This window comes from Novosphingobium sp. B 225 (assembly GCF_002198665.1).
In the GTDB taxonomy this organism is placed as follows: Bacteria; Pseudomonadota; Alphaproteobacteria; order Sphingomonadales; family Sphingomonadaceae; genus Novosphingobium.
On record NZ_MWLM01000072.1, the window covers coordinates 190,497 to 204,751 of the forward strand.

Annotated in this window: 13 protein-coding genes and 1 tRNA gene; 7 read left to right on the forward strand and 7 right to left on the reverse strand. The window is 65.2% G+C overall.

The window, feature by feature from the left end; all coding sequences use genetic code 11:
- Window positions 1-67 precede the first annotated feature (67 nt).
- A tRNA-Leu gene (locus MNBBLIKP_RS17210) sits at window positions 68-154 on the reverse strand.
- Window positions 155-361: 207 nt separating this feature from the next.
- Here MNBBLIKP_RS17210 and MNBBLIKP_RS17215 point away from each other — a divergent pair.
- The gene (locus tag MNBBLIKP_RS17215; protein WP_088311496.1) at window positions 362-1,318 is read left to right on the forward strand and encodes a complex I NDUFA9 subunit family protein; all 957 of its coding nucleotides are present in this window, start codon (window positions 362-364) and stop codon (window positions 1,316-1,318) included.
- A 173-nt stretch (window positions 1,319-1,491) separates the two neighbouring features.
- On the opposite strand, the gene MNBBLIKP_RS17220 is transcribed toward MNBBLIKP_RS17215, so the two are convergent.
- From MNBBLIKP_RS17220 to MNBBLIKP_RS17245, 6 genes are all read right to left on the reverse strand, one after another.
- Window positions 1,492-2,163 (reverse strand): glutathione S-transferase family protein, encoded by a 672-nt coding sequence (locus MNBBLIKP_RS17220; RefSeq protein WP_088311497.1) that lies wholly within the window; start codon window positions 2,161-2,163, stop codon window positions 1,492-1,494.
- A gap of 65 nt (window positions 2,164-2,228) precedes the next feature.
- A complete protein-coding gene (locus MNBBLIKP_RS17225) occupies window positions 2,229-3,122 on the reverse strand; it encodes a Ppx/GppA phosphatase family protein (RefSeq protein ID WP_088311498.1) in 894 nt (297 codons plus the stop codon).
- Window positions 3,123-3,200: 78 nt separating this feature from the next.
- Window positions 3,201-3,683: a hypothetical protein gene (locus MNBBLIKP_RS17230; protein ID WP_088311499.1), complete on the reverse strand. Its 483-nt coding sequence runs from the start codon at window positions 3,681-3,683 to the stop codon at window positions 3,201-3,203.
- A 92-nt stretch (window positions 3,684-3,775) separates the two neighbouring features.
- A complete protein-coding gene (locus tag MNBBLIKP_RS17235; RefSeq protein WP_088311500.1) occupies window positions 3,776-4,516 on the reverse strand; it encodes a ParA family protein in 741 nt (246 codons plus the stop codon).
- 128 nt (window positions 4,517-4,644) lie between these two features.
- Window positions 4,645-5,562, reverse strand: coding sequence for an SDR family NAD(P)-dependent oxidoreductase (locus MNBBLIKP_RS17240; RefSeq protein WP_088311501.1), 918 nt, complete (start codon window positions 5,560-5,562; stop codon window positions 4,645-4,647).
- Window positions 5,563-5,565: 3 nt separating this feature from the next.
- Window positions 5,566-6,486: an SDR family NAD(P)-dependent oxidoreductase gene (locus MNBBLIKP_RS17245; protein WP_088311502.1), complete on the reverse strand. Its 921-nt coding sequence runs from the start codon at window positions 6,484-6,486 to the stop codon at window positions 5,566-5,568.
- A 117-nt stretch (window positions 6,487-6,603) separates the two neighbouring features.
- On the opposite strand from MNBBLIKP_RS17245, the gene MNBBLIKP_RS17250 reads away from it, so the two are divergent.
- The 6 genes from MNBBLIKP_RS17250 to MNBBLIKP_RS17275 all read left to right on the forward strand — a co-directional run.
- Window positions 6,604-8,040, forward strand: coding sequence for an MFS transporter (locus MNBBLIKP_RS17250; protein WP_088311503.1), 1,437 nt, complete (start codon window positions 6,604-6,606; stop codon window positions 8,038-8,040).
- Between the two features lie 58 nt (window positions 8,041-8,098).
- Entirely contained in the window at window positions 8,099-8,851 is a 753-nt protein-coding gene (locus tag MNBBLIKP_RS17255; RefSeq protein WP_088311504.1) for a nuclear transport factor 2 family protein, read from the forward strand.
- 117 nt (window positions 8,852-8,968) lie between these two features.
- A complete protein-coding gene (locus tag MNBBLIKP_RS17260) occupies window positions 8,969-10,399 on the forward strand; it encodes an NAD-dependent succinate-semialdehyde dehydrogenase (protein WP_088311505.1) in 1,431 nt (476 codons plus the stop codon).
- The gene (locus tag MNBBLIKP_RS17265) at window positions 10,396-11,535 is read left to right on the forward strand and encodes an amidohydrolase family protein (protein ID WP_254913109.1); all 1,140 of its coding nucleotides are present in this window, start codon (window positions 10,396-10,398) and stop codon (window positions 11,533-11,535) included. The genes MNBBLIKP_RS17260 and MNBBLIKP_RS17265 overlap by 4 nt, the downstream gene beginning before the upstream one ends.
- A gap of 113 nt (window positions 11,536-11,648) precedes the next feature.
- Complete coding sequence (locus MNBBLIKP_RS17270; protein WP_088311506.1) at window positions 11,649-13,268, forward strand: MFS transporter; 1,620 nt, start codon at window positions 11,649-11,651, stop codon at window positions 13,266-13,268.
- Window positions 13,265-14,255: thiamine pyrophosphate-binding protein (locus MNBBLIKP_RS17275; protein ID WP_254913110.1), on the forward strand; the 991-nt coding region annotated here is incomplete at its 3' end. The genes MNBBLIKP_RS17270 and MNBBLIKP_RS17275, both read left to right, overlap by 4 nt.

Genomic DNA, 14,255 nt, shown 5'->3' on the forward strand with positions numbered 1-14,255 from the left:
TGGAAGGCGGAAATTGGCAGATTTCTGCCGTTTTTGCAACCCCTCGCAACGCTGCGATGAGAACAAATGGTGCCCAGAAGAGGACTCGAACCTCCACGCCCTTGCGAGCGCCAGCACCTGAAGCTGGTGCGTCTACCAATTCCGCCATCTGGGCACGGTAGCGAGGGACCAATGGTGTCCTTCGCCGGGTAGGAGGGCGCCACTAGCGGGGCGTTTGGGGGCTGTCAACGATGGTCTTGCGCTTGCGGTACGATTTGTTGCCGGACCGGATCAAGTGTTGCCCGCCTGCCCGGCGCCGTGCCAAGTGCACGGGATTGGAGTCCCGGGTGACGGGGCTGCGTTGCATGGTGAGGTTTGGGCAATGGCTGGCAAGATCGATCTGACGGGCAAGCTGGTGACGGTGCTGGGGGGCAGCGGGTTTGTCGGGTCACATCTGGCGCAGGAACTGCTGGCGCGCGGTGCGCGGCTGCGGGTGGCTTGCCGCACGACAGAGACTGCGGGGCGGATCAAGCCGCTGGGCAACATGGGGCAGGTCCAGCTGGCGCGGTTCGACATGGCGGATGCCGCTTCGCTCGCGCGGGTGGTTGCCGGATCGCAGGCGGTGGTCAATCTGGTCGGAGCCTTCAGCGGTGACCTGGATGCGGTGCAAGGGCGCGGCGCGGGACTGGCGGCAGCGGCGGCGCGGGCAGCGGGGGCCTCGGCCTTTGTGCAGGTTTCCGCAATCGGTGCAGACAGCGAGGGCGCGACTGCCTATGCCCGGAGCAAGGCGGCGGGCGAGGCCGCGGTGCTGGCGGCCTTCCCGCAGGCCACGATCCTGCGCCCGTCCGTGCTGTTCGGACCGGATGACAAGTTCCTCAACCTGTTCGGCGGCCTGATTGCGGCCTTTCCGGTGATGCCGGTGTTTGCCCCCACGGCGCGGATGCAGCCGCTGTTTGTCGATGATCTGGCCGAAGCCATCGCCAATGTGCTGGCCGAACCGGCAGCGCATGGCGGCAAGACCTATGAATTGGGCGGGCCTGAGCAAGTGAGTGTGCTTGAGCTCAACCAGCGGATCGCAGCGGCGGCCGAGCGCCAGGTGCTGCTGGCCGAGCTGCCCGATGGCCTGTCCGGCCTGTTCGCCGCGCTGACCGGGTGGCTGCCCGGTGCGCCGCTGACCCGCCAGCAGTGGCAATTGCTCAAGGCCGGCAACGTGGTGTCAGGCGCGCTGCCGGGGATTGCGGCGCTGGGGGTCAATCCGCGCCCGCTGGGGCTCTACCTTGATCGCTGGATGACGCGGTTTCGCAAGCATGGGCGGTTCAGGGACCGGCTGTCGGGCTGATCCCACAAGTGACCCCGGGTTACACGACTGGACACAGTGGACACGGTCCTGAAACAAAGTGTCACCCGCACCGAACGTGGCGATTGGCAGGCCACGAGAACGATCCACGATGTCAAAGAGCAGTGCCGTCCTTCTACTCGATTCGATCAATGTAGGAAAACGCTCGCCCGTTGTTACGCGTTGACGTCCGCATAGTGGCTGGGCGGCTGGATCACTTCCATCCGTTCCGCCAGCAGGGGACGAAAGCTGGGGCGGCTTTTGAACACGGCATACCAGTCGCGCGCCTGATCGTGCCCGGTCCAGTCCAGCCCACCAAGATAATCCGCAACCGAAATCTGCGCGGCGGCGGCCAGATCGGCCAGGCTCATCGTCGCGCCGGCCAGCCAGGGGCGATGATCGATCAGGTGATCGATGTAATAGAGATGCTCATGCGCCAGCTTCATCGCCTCGCGCAGCACTTTGCTATCGGGTGACATGCGATAGACCAGCCGCTTCTTCATCCGTTCGTGGAGCAGCGGGCCGGTGACATCGCCGAAGAAGTTTTCATCGAACAAGGCAACCAGCCGCCGGATTTCCGCGCGGCCAGCGGCGGTGCCGTTGATCAGCTGGTTCTTTTCGACCGTTTCCTCAAAATATTCGCAGATCGCCCGGCTATCCGCCAGCGTGAGCCCTTTGGCCGGATCGTGCAGCACCGGGGTGCGCCCGGCGGGGTTGAGCGCCAGGAATTCGTCGCGCCCTTCCCACGGGTTTTCGCGCCACAATTCATAGGCGATGCCCTTTTCGCTCATCAACAGGCGGACCTTGCGGCTGAACGGGCAGAGCGGGAATTGATGGAGTTGCCACATGGCGCCGATCCTTGCCCGTGTGGGCTGGGCGCTTCAAGGCGTGGACGGGCAGGCCGCGCGACAAATCAGGTGGAAAAGTCCCGCGAGCGCTGGAACAGCAGGCCTTCGCGCAGGCCGGTGTGCGAAAAGACCACGCTGTCTGGCCCCAGTTCCGCGACCATGGCCGACAGCAAGGCAGAGGCATGGGGTAATTGCGCCGCACGGGTGCTCGAAATCCGGGGGATTGCCGCGATCCGCCGTGTGCCCATTTCCCGCACCACGCCTTTCAGCGCCCGCGCCGCCGCAGCGGGAACCGGCGCGCCAGCGGAAGCACCGGTCAGATGGATATGCAGCCGTTCCAGCGCGCGCCACGAACCGCCGACGAGAAACAGTTGCTGCCCGCGCACCTGGTCCGTCCAGTCGAGCGGGGCGATCAGGTCTTTCAGTGCCTTGCGCAGTCGCCCCCGCCCTTCGGCGCGGATCGCCGCGATCGGCATCACACCCAGGCGAAAGCTGACGCATTCATGGACATGCTCGTCACCGATGCGGGCCAGCTCCAGGCTGCCACCGCCCAGGTCCGCTGCCAGCCCCAGCGCGCCGGGATGTGCCTCGATCACGCCCCAGGCCGAAGCGCGCGCCTCATCCTCGCCCGACAGCAGTTCGGCGGGCAGACCGAGCGCGCGGACCTGCGCAAGGAATTCTGCACCATTGGCGGCATCACGCACCGCCGCCGTGGCGACCACGTGCAGCGCTTCGAGCGGGACCAGGCGGAGCAAGGCGGCAAAGCGAGCCAGGGTTTTGAGCGCGAGCGCCATGTCGCGCCGGTCCAGCAATCCGCGTGCAACCACGCCCCGGCCCAGCACGGCGCTGACCTTGTCATCATAGAGCACTTGCGGCGCGCGCGGATCGCCACCGAACACCACCAGCCGGATGGAATTGGATCCGATATCGATAATCGCCTGGCGGCCACGCTTTCCCATGCGGACTGGCTTAGTCGGTGCAGGCCCGAAGAGCCAGTGGAGGGCGCAGGTTATCCGACCCGGCCAGCACCGGGGCCCCTACTCCTCGGTCGCCTCGCCCGCAGGCGGTTCACCAGGGACGACATCGCCACCCGGCAAGGCACCGCCCATCGCGCCCTTCATCTTTTCCGCCATGGCTTCAAGCTGGGGCAGCATGGCTTCCATCGCCCCGGCCATTACGGCAGCCTGGCCCATGGCCTGCGGCACCGCCTTGCGAAGCTGTTCTGGCGCGCGGCGGGCATCCTTTCCGGCCAGATCGCCCAGCTTCATGCCCTTGCGGTAGTTCCGCGAAGCAGGCTTGCCCTGCGCCTGATCGATCGCCTTGGCCAGCGGAGCCACATCAAGTTCGAGCATCGCCCCGGTGAGCGCGGCCAGCATATCACCCACCCGTTCCTGCATGGCCGGATCGGACAGCACGCCCACGGCGCGGTCCATCCCGGCATCGCGGGCCATGGCAGGAGAAGCAGCGGCAAGCGAAGCAAGACCGGCAAGGCCAAGCAAGGCAGGGGTACGCAGGATCATCTTGGCAAACCTCCGCACCCGGATGTTCGGGTGTGCGTGGGGGTATAGGATCGCGGCGCTTTCACGTGGCTGAACGAAGCGTTCAACCCGTCTCAAGCCGCGTGCCGTTTGCCGATCTTGGCTTCGATCCCGCTCCACAGCCGGCCCAGATAGCGCGATGCTTCTGATCCTGGGGCAAAAGCGCCCAGCGGTTCGCGCCGGACCGCCGATTGTTCCATCTGCGCGGAATAGGGGATGGTCGGCCAGCCCTGTGCGCTGCTTTTGGCTACTTCGCGGTGAAGCGGGCGGCGCGAATTGTACATCGACAGCACCGGCAGGATCGGCGGGTGACGATGGTGGATCCGCAGCAATTCACGGCGCAGCTGATCAAGCGAGCGTGCCGACAGGGGCGATGGCGGCAAAGGCACGATCACCAGATCGGCGGCAGAGATCACCTGTTCGGTCAATTCGTTGTAACCCGCCGGGCAATCGAGCACGATCCGGTCAAAATCGCTGCGCAGCAAGCTGGTGATCTGCGCCAGACGGCGCGGGCCAAGCCGGGCGAGCTGGATCGGCAGGTTGCGCAGGCTGGCATCGGCCGGCAGCAGATGCAATCCGGGATGCACGGTGGGTTCAACCATCTGGCGTGGACGACCTTCGCGCTGGAACATGCCGACAGCCCGGGGCACTGCGGGTTCATCATGACCAAGCAGGAACCCGGCCCCGGCCTGCGGATCAAGATCCCACAACAGGGTCCGGTGCCCGCCCTGGGCCGCAAAGCGCCAGGCGAGGTCAGCCGCCAGCGTCGTCTTGCCGACGCCCCCTTTTACACTGGCAATGGCGATAACTGCCACGGCGCGACCCACCCTTTAACCCATTGGCCGATAACATGCCCGAACCTGCGGTTAATGCAATCGGGAGAATCCCGCTGACCCGGATTGGGACCGCGCGGCTCTGACAGGTTAACGCCGGGATCGGGCGTCTATTCCGCTGCCAGTGATTTTTTCCGTGCCGCAGCCCCGGCGTCATAGCGGAATTTCTCAAACGCGATGCGCTGATCGAACCCCGGATCCTTGGGGTAGTCCTGATAATGATCGAGCACGTAATCGAACACTTCGCGCAGTTCGTCCTTATGGTCGGGATGGCTGAAAATGTAGAGCCGGTTGGCCTTGATCGCCTCCACCGCGCGGGTGCCGATCACATCCGGTTCCATGCCATATTCGTGGACCCCCTGCAGCCGTTCTACCGCCGCCGCATCGACCGGCTTCATCGCGCCTTTCAGCGCATCGGGGCGCAATTCATCGCTGGCATAGATCACGCTCTTGACCAGCCCCGGGCACAGCACCGACACGCCGATCCCGTACTGCAGCAAGCTGTAGCGCAGCGATTCCGACAGCGCGCGTACCGCCGCCTTGGTGGTGTTGTAGATCCCCGGACTGCCCGATGACAGGAACCCCGCCATCGACGCGGTGTTGAGCACGTGGCCGCCGGTCTGCGTGCCCGCTTTGACCCGTTCGACCATGCGCGGAACGAAAGTTTGCACGCCGTTGATTACCCCGTGCAGGTTGACCCCCAGCAGCCAGTCCCAATCGTCATAGCTGCTTTCCTCGATCGGCTGGAACAGGTTCACGCCGGCATTGTTGCAGACGATCGAGACCGGCCCGAACCGGGCTTCAACCTCATCCGCAGCGGCCGCGAAATCGGCGCGGCTGGAAACGTCAAGCTGGACGCCCATGACCTCGCGGTTGTCGAGGCTGTTGAGCGCCCGATCGATCGCGTCTTGGCGCACGTCGGCAATGGCGACCTTGCAGCCCTCCGTCAGCAAGGCCCGCACCAGCCCGATCCCGACGCCATTCGCGCCCCCGGTGACAAAGGCTGTGCGGCCGGTGAAGTCTTTCATGGATCAGCCTTTCCTTGCCGCCTTCAGCGCCGTTTGCCGTTCGATTTCCTGCGTGATCGCGGGGTTCTTGAACAGCATGGCAAAGGTGCCTTTGTACTCCGGGTTTTCCGGCAGGTGGTCCTGCACCGCCAGCGTCGTGGCTTCACCGCGTTCGCGCACGCCGTCCAGGAATTCGTGGTGGGTGAGGATATAAAGCTCGTCGTTCAGGATGCCTTGCAGCACGCGCTCACCCACTTCTTCCTTGGTCTGGAACAAGTGGCGCAGATCGCCGCTGGCCTGACGGCGCTTGTCGGCTTCGGCATAGCCGGTTTCGGCCAGTTCCGCCGGGCGGGTCTTGCCGCTTTCGGCGATGTTGGATTGGACCGCGCCGGGGCAGAAGGCGCTGCAGATCACTCCGCGTCCTTCCAGTTCGGGGCGCATGCATTCCATCATCGAGGTGACATAGGCCTTGCCCGCCGAATAGATCGCGGTCCCGCCCACCGGCACCAGCGCGCTCATCGAGGCGGTGCAGACGATGTGCCCGCCTTCGCCGTGGCTGAGGATGCGCGGCAGCAGCGTGACCACGCCATTAATCGCGCCGCCGACGTTGACCCCGTTGACCCAGTCCCAATCGGCGAAGGTCGCCAGCTCGCTCGGCCCGACCAGCCCGACCCCGGCATTGGCGATCAGCACGTGGAGCTTGCCGAACTTCGCCTCGGCCGCATCGGCCACTTCGGCGAATTGCGCGCGGTTGGTGACATCCAGTTGCAGCGCCAGCACACGCTCCCCGCCGTCCAGCTCGGCACTGGCAGCATCAAGGTGGTCCTGACGGATATCGGCAATCGCCACATTCATCCCCGCGCCCAGCAAGGCCTTGGCGATTCCCAGCCCGATGCCCGAGGCACCCCCGGTAACAAACGCGGTCTTGCCTTCCAGATTCTGCATGTCACTCTCCACCACGCGGAATTTCCCGCTGGCCTTTTTGTATAGGTTACTTACAAATTGCCAAGTGAGATTCGACGCGCCCACCAAGGGCGCGCGAACTGAGAGAGGAACAAGGGCATGGCGCTAGCTCCAACCCCGGCTGCCCCGGAACTGATTATCGAATCCGGCGGCGCGATCCCGGGGCCGGACAGTCACGGCAGCGGCGATCCGACGGGGGACTGGCCCAGCAGCGGGGCAGCCTATTACGCCTTGTTCGCGATCATCTTCGCGACCTTCATGACCTTTTTTGACCAGACCGTGTTCGGAATGCTGGCGCAGCGGATCAAGACCGATTTCCAGCTGAGTGACGAGGCGCTGGGCTTTGTCGGCGGTCCGGCCAGCATCATCTTCTACGTGCTGGTCGGCATTCCCATGGCGCGGCTGGCGGATATCTATCCGCGCAAATTCGTGCTGGCAGGCGGGATGGTCGCTACCTCAACGGTGATGATGCTGGGCGGCCTGGCGCAGAGCTTTGGCCAGTTCATCGCGAGCCGGATGTTTCTGGGTGCGGGCGGTTCGGCCCATGCCCCGGCAGCCTATTCGCAGCTGGCCGATGCCTTTCCCCCGCGCAAGATCACCCGCGCTTTCGCACTGCTCCAGCTGGGCTTCATCGGCGGCACGACGATCGGGGTGATGTGGGGCGGCAAGCTGGTGATGCAGTCCGCCGCGTGGAACGATGCGCCGCTGTTGGGGATGAAGGTGTTCGGCTGGCAATGGCTGCTGGTCTATATGGGCCTGGCCGGTCTGGTCGCCGCCGTGTTGCTGCTGCTGGCCAAAGAGCCAGTCCGCAAGCTGCCGCCGGGCAAGTCCAACCAGCTGCCCGCCGACGCGCCGACCAGCCGCAAGATCACGACCTTTCTGGGGCTTGACGCCCTGAAAGCGATCAACGCGCGCAAGGCGGTGTTCTATCCGATGTTTGGCGCGCTGGCGCTGTCGGCGGTCGAAACCTTTGGGCTGGCGTTCTGGCGGGTGCCGTTCATGGTCCGCTCTTATGGCTGGAACGAGGCGCAGATTGGCGCGGTAATGGGGCCGATGATGCTCGTCGCCAACCTGATCGGGATCACGCTGGGCGGGGTCTTTATCGAATGGTTGGCCAAGCGTTACAGCGACGCCAACGTCCGCGGCGCAGCGATCCTGTTTGGCGGATCGACGATCTGCGCGATGCTTTCGCCCTTGATGCCCACCGGCGAAGCCTCGCTGGCGGTGATGGCGCTGGGCGGCATATTCGGACTGGCCGGTGCAGTCCCGCAAAACGCCGCGATCCAGCGCATCGCCCCGCCCGAGATGCGGGGGCAGGTCACTGCGTTCTATTTGTTCATGTTCACCTTCTTCGGCGCGATGGGCAGCCAGGTGGTCGGTTCGGTCGCCTACCGGATCGTCGGGAATGAGGCCGAGCTGTGGAAGGCACTGGTGATTACGGCCAGCGTTCTGCTGCCGCTGGCCACCTTCCTGATGGTCCGCGCGATTCGCCCCTACCGCGAGGAAGTTGCCCGGCTGGAAGCAGAGGGGCGTTGACAGCGCCGCCCCGCCCCCGCATTCTGTATGCAACACTTACAAAATCTGGAGAGAGTCGATGTCTGATGACCGCATTGCCGCGCTGGAAGCCAAGCTGGCCGAAATGGACCGCCGTCTGACCGTGCGCGAGGACGAGCTGGACGTGAAAAAGCTCCAGTACCTCTATGGCTACCTGATCGACAAATGCATGTACAACGAAGTGGTCGACCTGTTCGCCGATGATGGCGAAGTGCGGTTCTTCGGCGGGGTGTGGAAGGGCAAGGAAGGCGTCCGGCGGCTCTATGTCGACCGCTTCCAGAAGCGCTTCACCTATGGCAACAACGGCCCGATTGACGGTTTCCTGCTCGATCACCCGCAGATCCAGACGATCATCGACATCGACGCAAGCGGCACCGTGGCCAAGCTGCGCGGCCGCTCGACCATGCAGGCCGGGCGCCACAAGGATTACGAAGGCGACGCACCGCACCTGAAAGCCCGCCAGTGGTGGGAAGGCGGTCTCTATGAGAACACCTATGTCAAAGGCGCGGACGGCAAGTGGCGGATCCAGTGCCTCAATTACTTCCCGCACTGGCATGCCGATTTCGAGAAGGGCTGGGCCTATACCCCGGACGAATATGTCCCCTTCCCCAAGGTGCTGTTCCCCGAAGACCCGAGCGGCCCGGATGCGCTGATCGAGGAACACTGGCTGTGGCCGACCCACAAGCTGCTGCCGTTCCACATGAAGCATCCGATCACCGGTCAGGAAATGGTCGCCAGCCGCTGGCAGGGCGATGAGGACCGTGCCAAGGCCAAGGCTGCGGCGAAGGGCTGAGCTTCTCGCAAACAAGCCACGTCACCCCGGACTTGATCCGGGGTCCAGCTTGTTCTTTTTAGCTCGCCAAGGAAGCTGGACCCCGGGTCAAGCCCGGGGTGACGGAGACAACAAAGCATGTCCACCTACCCCTCTCTCCACATGCTGATCGGCGGCGAGCAAGTGTCCGGCGGCAATCGCCGCACCCATACCGTGGTCAATCCGGCCACCGGCGAGGCACTGGGCGAACTGCCCCTGGCCGATCCCGCCGACCTTGATCGCGCGCTCGAAGTGGCCGCGCGCGGCTTTGCCCTGTGGCGCGATGCCCCGGCACAGCAGCGCGCTGCGGTGCTGCAGGGCGCGGCGCGGCTGATGCACGAACGGCAGGAGGAGATCGCCCGGATCGCCACGCTGGAACAGGGCAAGCCGCTGGCCGAAAGCCGCATCGAAGTGATGATGAACGTCGGCCTGTTCAACTTTTACGCAGGCGAATGCCAGCGGCTCTATGGCCGCACGCTGGTCCGGCCGACCGGCACGCGCAGCACCGTGGTGCACGAACCGATCGGCGTGGTCGCAGCCTTTGCGCCGTGGAACTTCCCGATCGGCAACCCGGGCCGCAAGCTGGGCGCGCCGATCGCGGCGGGCTGTTCGGTGATCCTGAAAAGCGCCGAGGAAGCTCCGGCCAGTGCGCTCGCCGTGCTGCAATGTCTGTATGACGCGGGCCTGCCGGTTGAAGTGGCGCAGGCGGTGTTCGGGGTGCCGGATGAAGTCAGCCGCCACCTGCTGGGCAGTCCGATTGTCCGCAAGCTGTCATTCACCGGCTCAACCCCGGTCGGCAAGCACCTCGCCCGGCTGGCGACCGAGAACATGCAGCGCACCACGATGGAACTGGGCGGGCATGGCCCGGTGCTGGTGTTCGATGATGCCGATCTGGAACACGTTTTGAACACCGTGGTCCCTCACAAGTTCCGCAACGCCGGACAGGTCTGCGTCAGCCCGACGCGGTTCATTGTTGAACAGGGCGCGTTCGACACGTTTCGCGCCGGATTCGCCGAGCGCGCGCAGCGGATCAAGGTCGGCAGCGGTCTCGATGCCGATACCCAGATGGGCCCGATGGCCAACCCCCGCCGCCCCGAGGCGATGGACCGCCTGATCAAGGATGCCGTCGCGCGCGGTGCGACATTGCACTGCGGCGGCGAGCGGATCGGAAATCAGGGCTATTTCTATGCCCCTTCGGTGCTGTCGGAAGTGCCGCTGGACGCGCTGATCATGAACGAAGAACCGTTCGGCCCGGTCGCGATCATCAACCGCTTTGAGGACGAAGCGGCAATGGTGACCGAGGCGAACCGCCTGCCCTATGGCCTGGCTGCCTATGCCTGGACCAGCGACGCCAAGCGTCAGGCGCGGCTGGGGCGATATCTGGAAGCGGGCATGGTGGGGATCAACACCACCATGATCGGCGGCGCGGATGCGCCGTTCGGCGGAGTCAAATGGTCCGGTCACGGCAGTGAGGATGGCCCCGAAGGCGTGCTCGCCTGCATGGTGACCAAGGCGATTCACGAAGGATGAAGCGCCGTGAGGTGAATACCGGCCTGGCCGCAGCCGTGGCCGCCATGTCCCTGCCCGCGCAGGCGAAGGAGAGCAAAGCGATGACCCACGAACTCAAGACCGGCGGAGACCGCGGCTACCTGCGCATCGCCACCGAGGAAGCCTTTGCCACGCGCGAACAGGTCGACGTGTTCCTGCGCATGGTCAAGGATGGCACCGCCGATCAGGGCATGGTCTCGCTCTGGGGCTTTTACGCGCAAAGCCCCAGCGAACGCGCGACCCAGATCATGGACCGGCTGCTGGACCTTGGCGAACAGCGCATCGCCCACATGGACGCGACGGGCATCGACAAGGCGATCCTCGCGCTGACCAGCCCGGGGGTGCAGCCGCTACTTGATGTCGAAGAAGCCAAGGGCATCGCCAGCCGCGCCAACGACTATCTGGCGGAGCGCTGCCAGGCCCACCCCGACCGGTTCATCGGCATGACTGCCGTCGCCCCGCAGGATCCGCACTGGTCCGCCGCCGAAATCCTGCGCGGGGCGAAAGAGCTGGGCTTCAAGGGGGTGCAGATCAACAGCCACACCCAGGGCCACTATCTGGACGAGCCGCAGTTTGATCCGATCTTCCGCGCGCTCGCCGAAACGGGCCAGCCGCTCTACATCCATCCCGCGACGCTGCCCGACAGCATGATGGGCGGGATGATCGATGCCGGGCTGGACGGCGCGGTGTTCGGGTTCGGCGTGGAAACCAGCTATCACCTGCTGCGGCTGGTCACGACCGGGATTTTCGATCGGTATCCGAACCTTCAGATCATGGCCGGTCACGGGTTCGAAGCCCTGCCGTTCTGGCTGTACCGCACCGATTACATGCACAAGGCCGGCATCCGCTCGCAGCGCTATGCCCGGCTCAAGCCGCTGCAACACGATCTGTTCCATTACATCCGGAACAACTTCCTCGGCACCACCAGCGGGCTGTGCTGGGAACCGGCGGTCAAGCTGATGCTGGACGTGATGGGCGAGGACCGGGTGATGTACGCGATGGACTATCCCTATCAGTACGTCCCCGAAGAGGTGCAGGCGATGGATAACCTTGCCATTTCCAAGGAAGCGAAGAAGAAGTTCTTCCAGACCAATGCGGAGCGGTGGTTCAACTTGTGAAGCACCTTCCTCTTCCCTTCAGGGGAGAGGGCCGGGGAGAAGGGAATGAATTTGATGGCGATGCGCTGGGGCCTGCCCCTCACCCAACCCTCTCCGCTGAAGGTAAGGGGGCTATGACTGGTCCCGTCATCCCCACCAAACTGCCCAAAGGCGCCTGGTGGGCGCTGGCATTGGTCGGCCTGACCAACGCGATCAGCCTGCTCGACCGGCAGATCCTCGCGATCCTGGCTCCGGCGATCAAGGCCGATCTCAAGCTGGGTGATGCCGAGGTCGGGCTGCTCTATGGCACGGTCTTCGCGCTGTTCTATGCGCTGTTCTCGCTGCCGCTGGGGCGGCTGGCGGACGGATGGAAGCGGAGCCGGCTGTTGTCGCTGGCGATTGCCTTCTGGTCGGCGGCGACGGCGCTGGGCGGGATGGCTTCGGGCTTTGCCATGCTGGCGCTGTCACGGCTGGGCGTGGGGATTGGCGAGGCGGCGGCCCAGCCGGCCGGGACCTCGCTGATCTATGACTACTGGCCCAAGCACCGGCGCGGGTTCGTCATGGCAGTGCTGGCTTCGGCGATTGCGCTGGGGTTGGGCGGATCGCTGATCCTGGGCGGCGTCGCGGCGAGCTGGTGGGACCATGCCTGGGGGCTGAGCCCGGTCAAAAGCGCGCCCGCACCGTTTGGCCTCAAAGGCTGGCAATTCGCTTTCATGGTCGCCGCGATCCCCGGCTTCGTGCTGGCCGCGCTGATGTGGTTCCTGCGCGAGCCGGAGCGCGGGGGCATGGACGGGATCGTCACCCCGCCCGATCCCGCGCCGTTCCGGGCGAGCTGGCAGGTGTTTGGCGCGGTGCTGCCGGGCAGCAACTGGCTGTCCCTGCTGCGGCGGGGTGCGACCGCGAAGTACTGGCGCTTCAACCTGGTCGCACTGACGGGAATCGTTCTCGCCATGGTCTTGCTGACCCACATCACCACCGCCGCCGCCCCGCGCCCGCCGCTGGTGTTCGGCGCGCTGGCGATCAATCCGCATGCCTTGCAGTGGAGCGTGATCGGGTTCGGCCTGTTCGTGATCGTCAATCTGATGCAGAACATGGCGCTGGGCGATCCGGAGGCCTTCCGCGTCATCACCCGGTCCCCAACCCTGCTGATGGTCATGGCGGTGGGCGCGCTGCAATCGGTACTCAATTACGGGATGATGAGCTTCAACCCCAGCTTCCTGATGAAGTATTACGGCCTGTCGATGAAGGACACGGCGCTGCAGTTCGGGCTGGTGTCAGCGGGCATGGGCATCCTCGGCCCTTTGCTGTGGGGGCCATTGTCCGACTGGCTGCAGGCGCGGTTTCCCGGCACTGGGCGGGCCTGGACCGCGCTGTTCTGCATGGGGCTGTCGCCGATCATGTCGTTCTGGGTCTATTGGGCCGCAGACCCGTCCTCGTTCTACTGGCGGTTCCTGGCCTACAGCCTGGTGCTGACCGGCTGGCTGCCGCCGCTCTATGCGATCCTCTATGATCAGGTTCTGCCCCGGATGCGCGGGATCACGGCGAGTGTGTACCTGCTGGTTTCGACGATTCTCGGCCTCGGGATCGGTCCCTATGTGGTCGGACTGCTGTCTGACGCCACGGGTAACCTGCGCGGATCGATGCTGACAATCAACGTGGTGGCCATTCCGATCGTGGTGCTGATGTGGCTGGTATCACGCCGGGCACAGAGCGATGAGAACCGCATGCTGGCCAATGCCGGAGCCAAGACATGATTACCGTCCGCGACGCCGCGTTTGCCGTGTTCGCGCACTTTGGGATTGATTGCCTGTTCGGCAACCCCGGATCGACCGAACTGCCGATGCTGCGCGCGCTGCCAGACGGGTTCGGCTATGTGCTGGGCCTTAACGAAGCGGCGGTGATCGGCATGGCCGATGGCTATGCCCGCACCAGCGGAAAGCCCGCGCTGGTCAACCTGCACAGCGCGGCCGGGACCGGCAATGCACTGGGCAACCTGTTCACCGCGTTCCGCAACAACACCCCGCTGGTGGTGACGGCGGGCCAGCAGGCGCGCTCGATCCTGCCAATGGACCCGTTCCTGGGAGCGACGCGGGCGGCGGAATTCCCCCTGCCCTATGTCAAATGGTCCTGCGAGCCCGCGCGGGCTGAGGACGTGCCCGCCGCGCTGGTGCGGGCGTTCCACATTGCGCTGACTCCGCCGATGGGACCGGTGTTCGTCTCGGTTCCGGTCGATGACTGGGACCGGCTGTGCGAAATGCCCGCGCTGCCGGAATTGAGCCTGAAGACCCTGCCCGATCCGGCCGGTCTGGCGCGGCTGGCAGCCCTGCTAAACACGGCGGAGCGGCCCGCGCTGGTGCTCGGCACAGGCGTAGCGGACAGCGGCGGGTGGCAAGCGGCGATCGATCTGGCCGAGGCCAGCGGCGCATCAGTGTGGATCGCGCCGTTTGCCGCGCGCGAATGCTTTCCAGAGGATCACCCCCAGTTCGCCGGGTTCCTGCCCGCTTTCCGCGAGGAAATCGTCCGCTTGCTCACGCCGCATGACGCGCTGCTGGTGGCCGGCGCGCCGGTGTTCACCTATCACGCCGAAGGGCACGGGCCGCACTGGCCGGAACATGCCGCGTTGGGCGTGCTGAGCGTCGATCCGCAGCACCTGTCGTTCCTGCCCGGCGGGCTGGGCGTGCTGGGCGGTGTTGCGGCGGGGCTGGCGGCGCTTGCCGCACAAGCCCGCCCCCGCCCTGCCC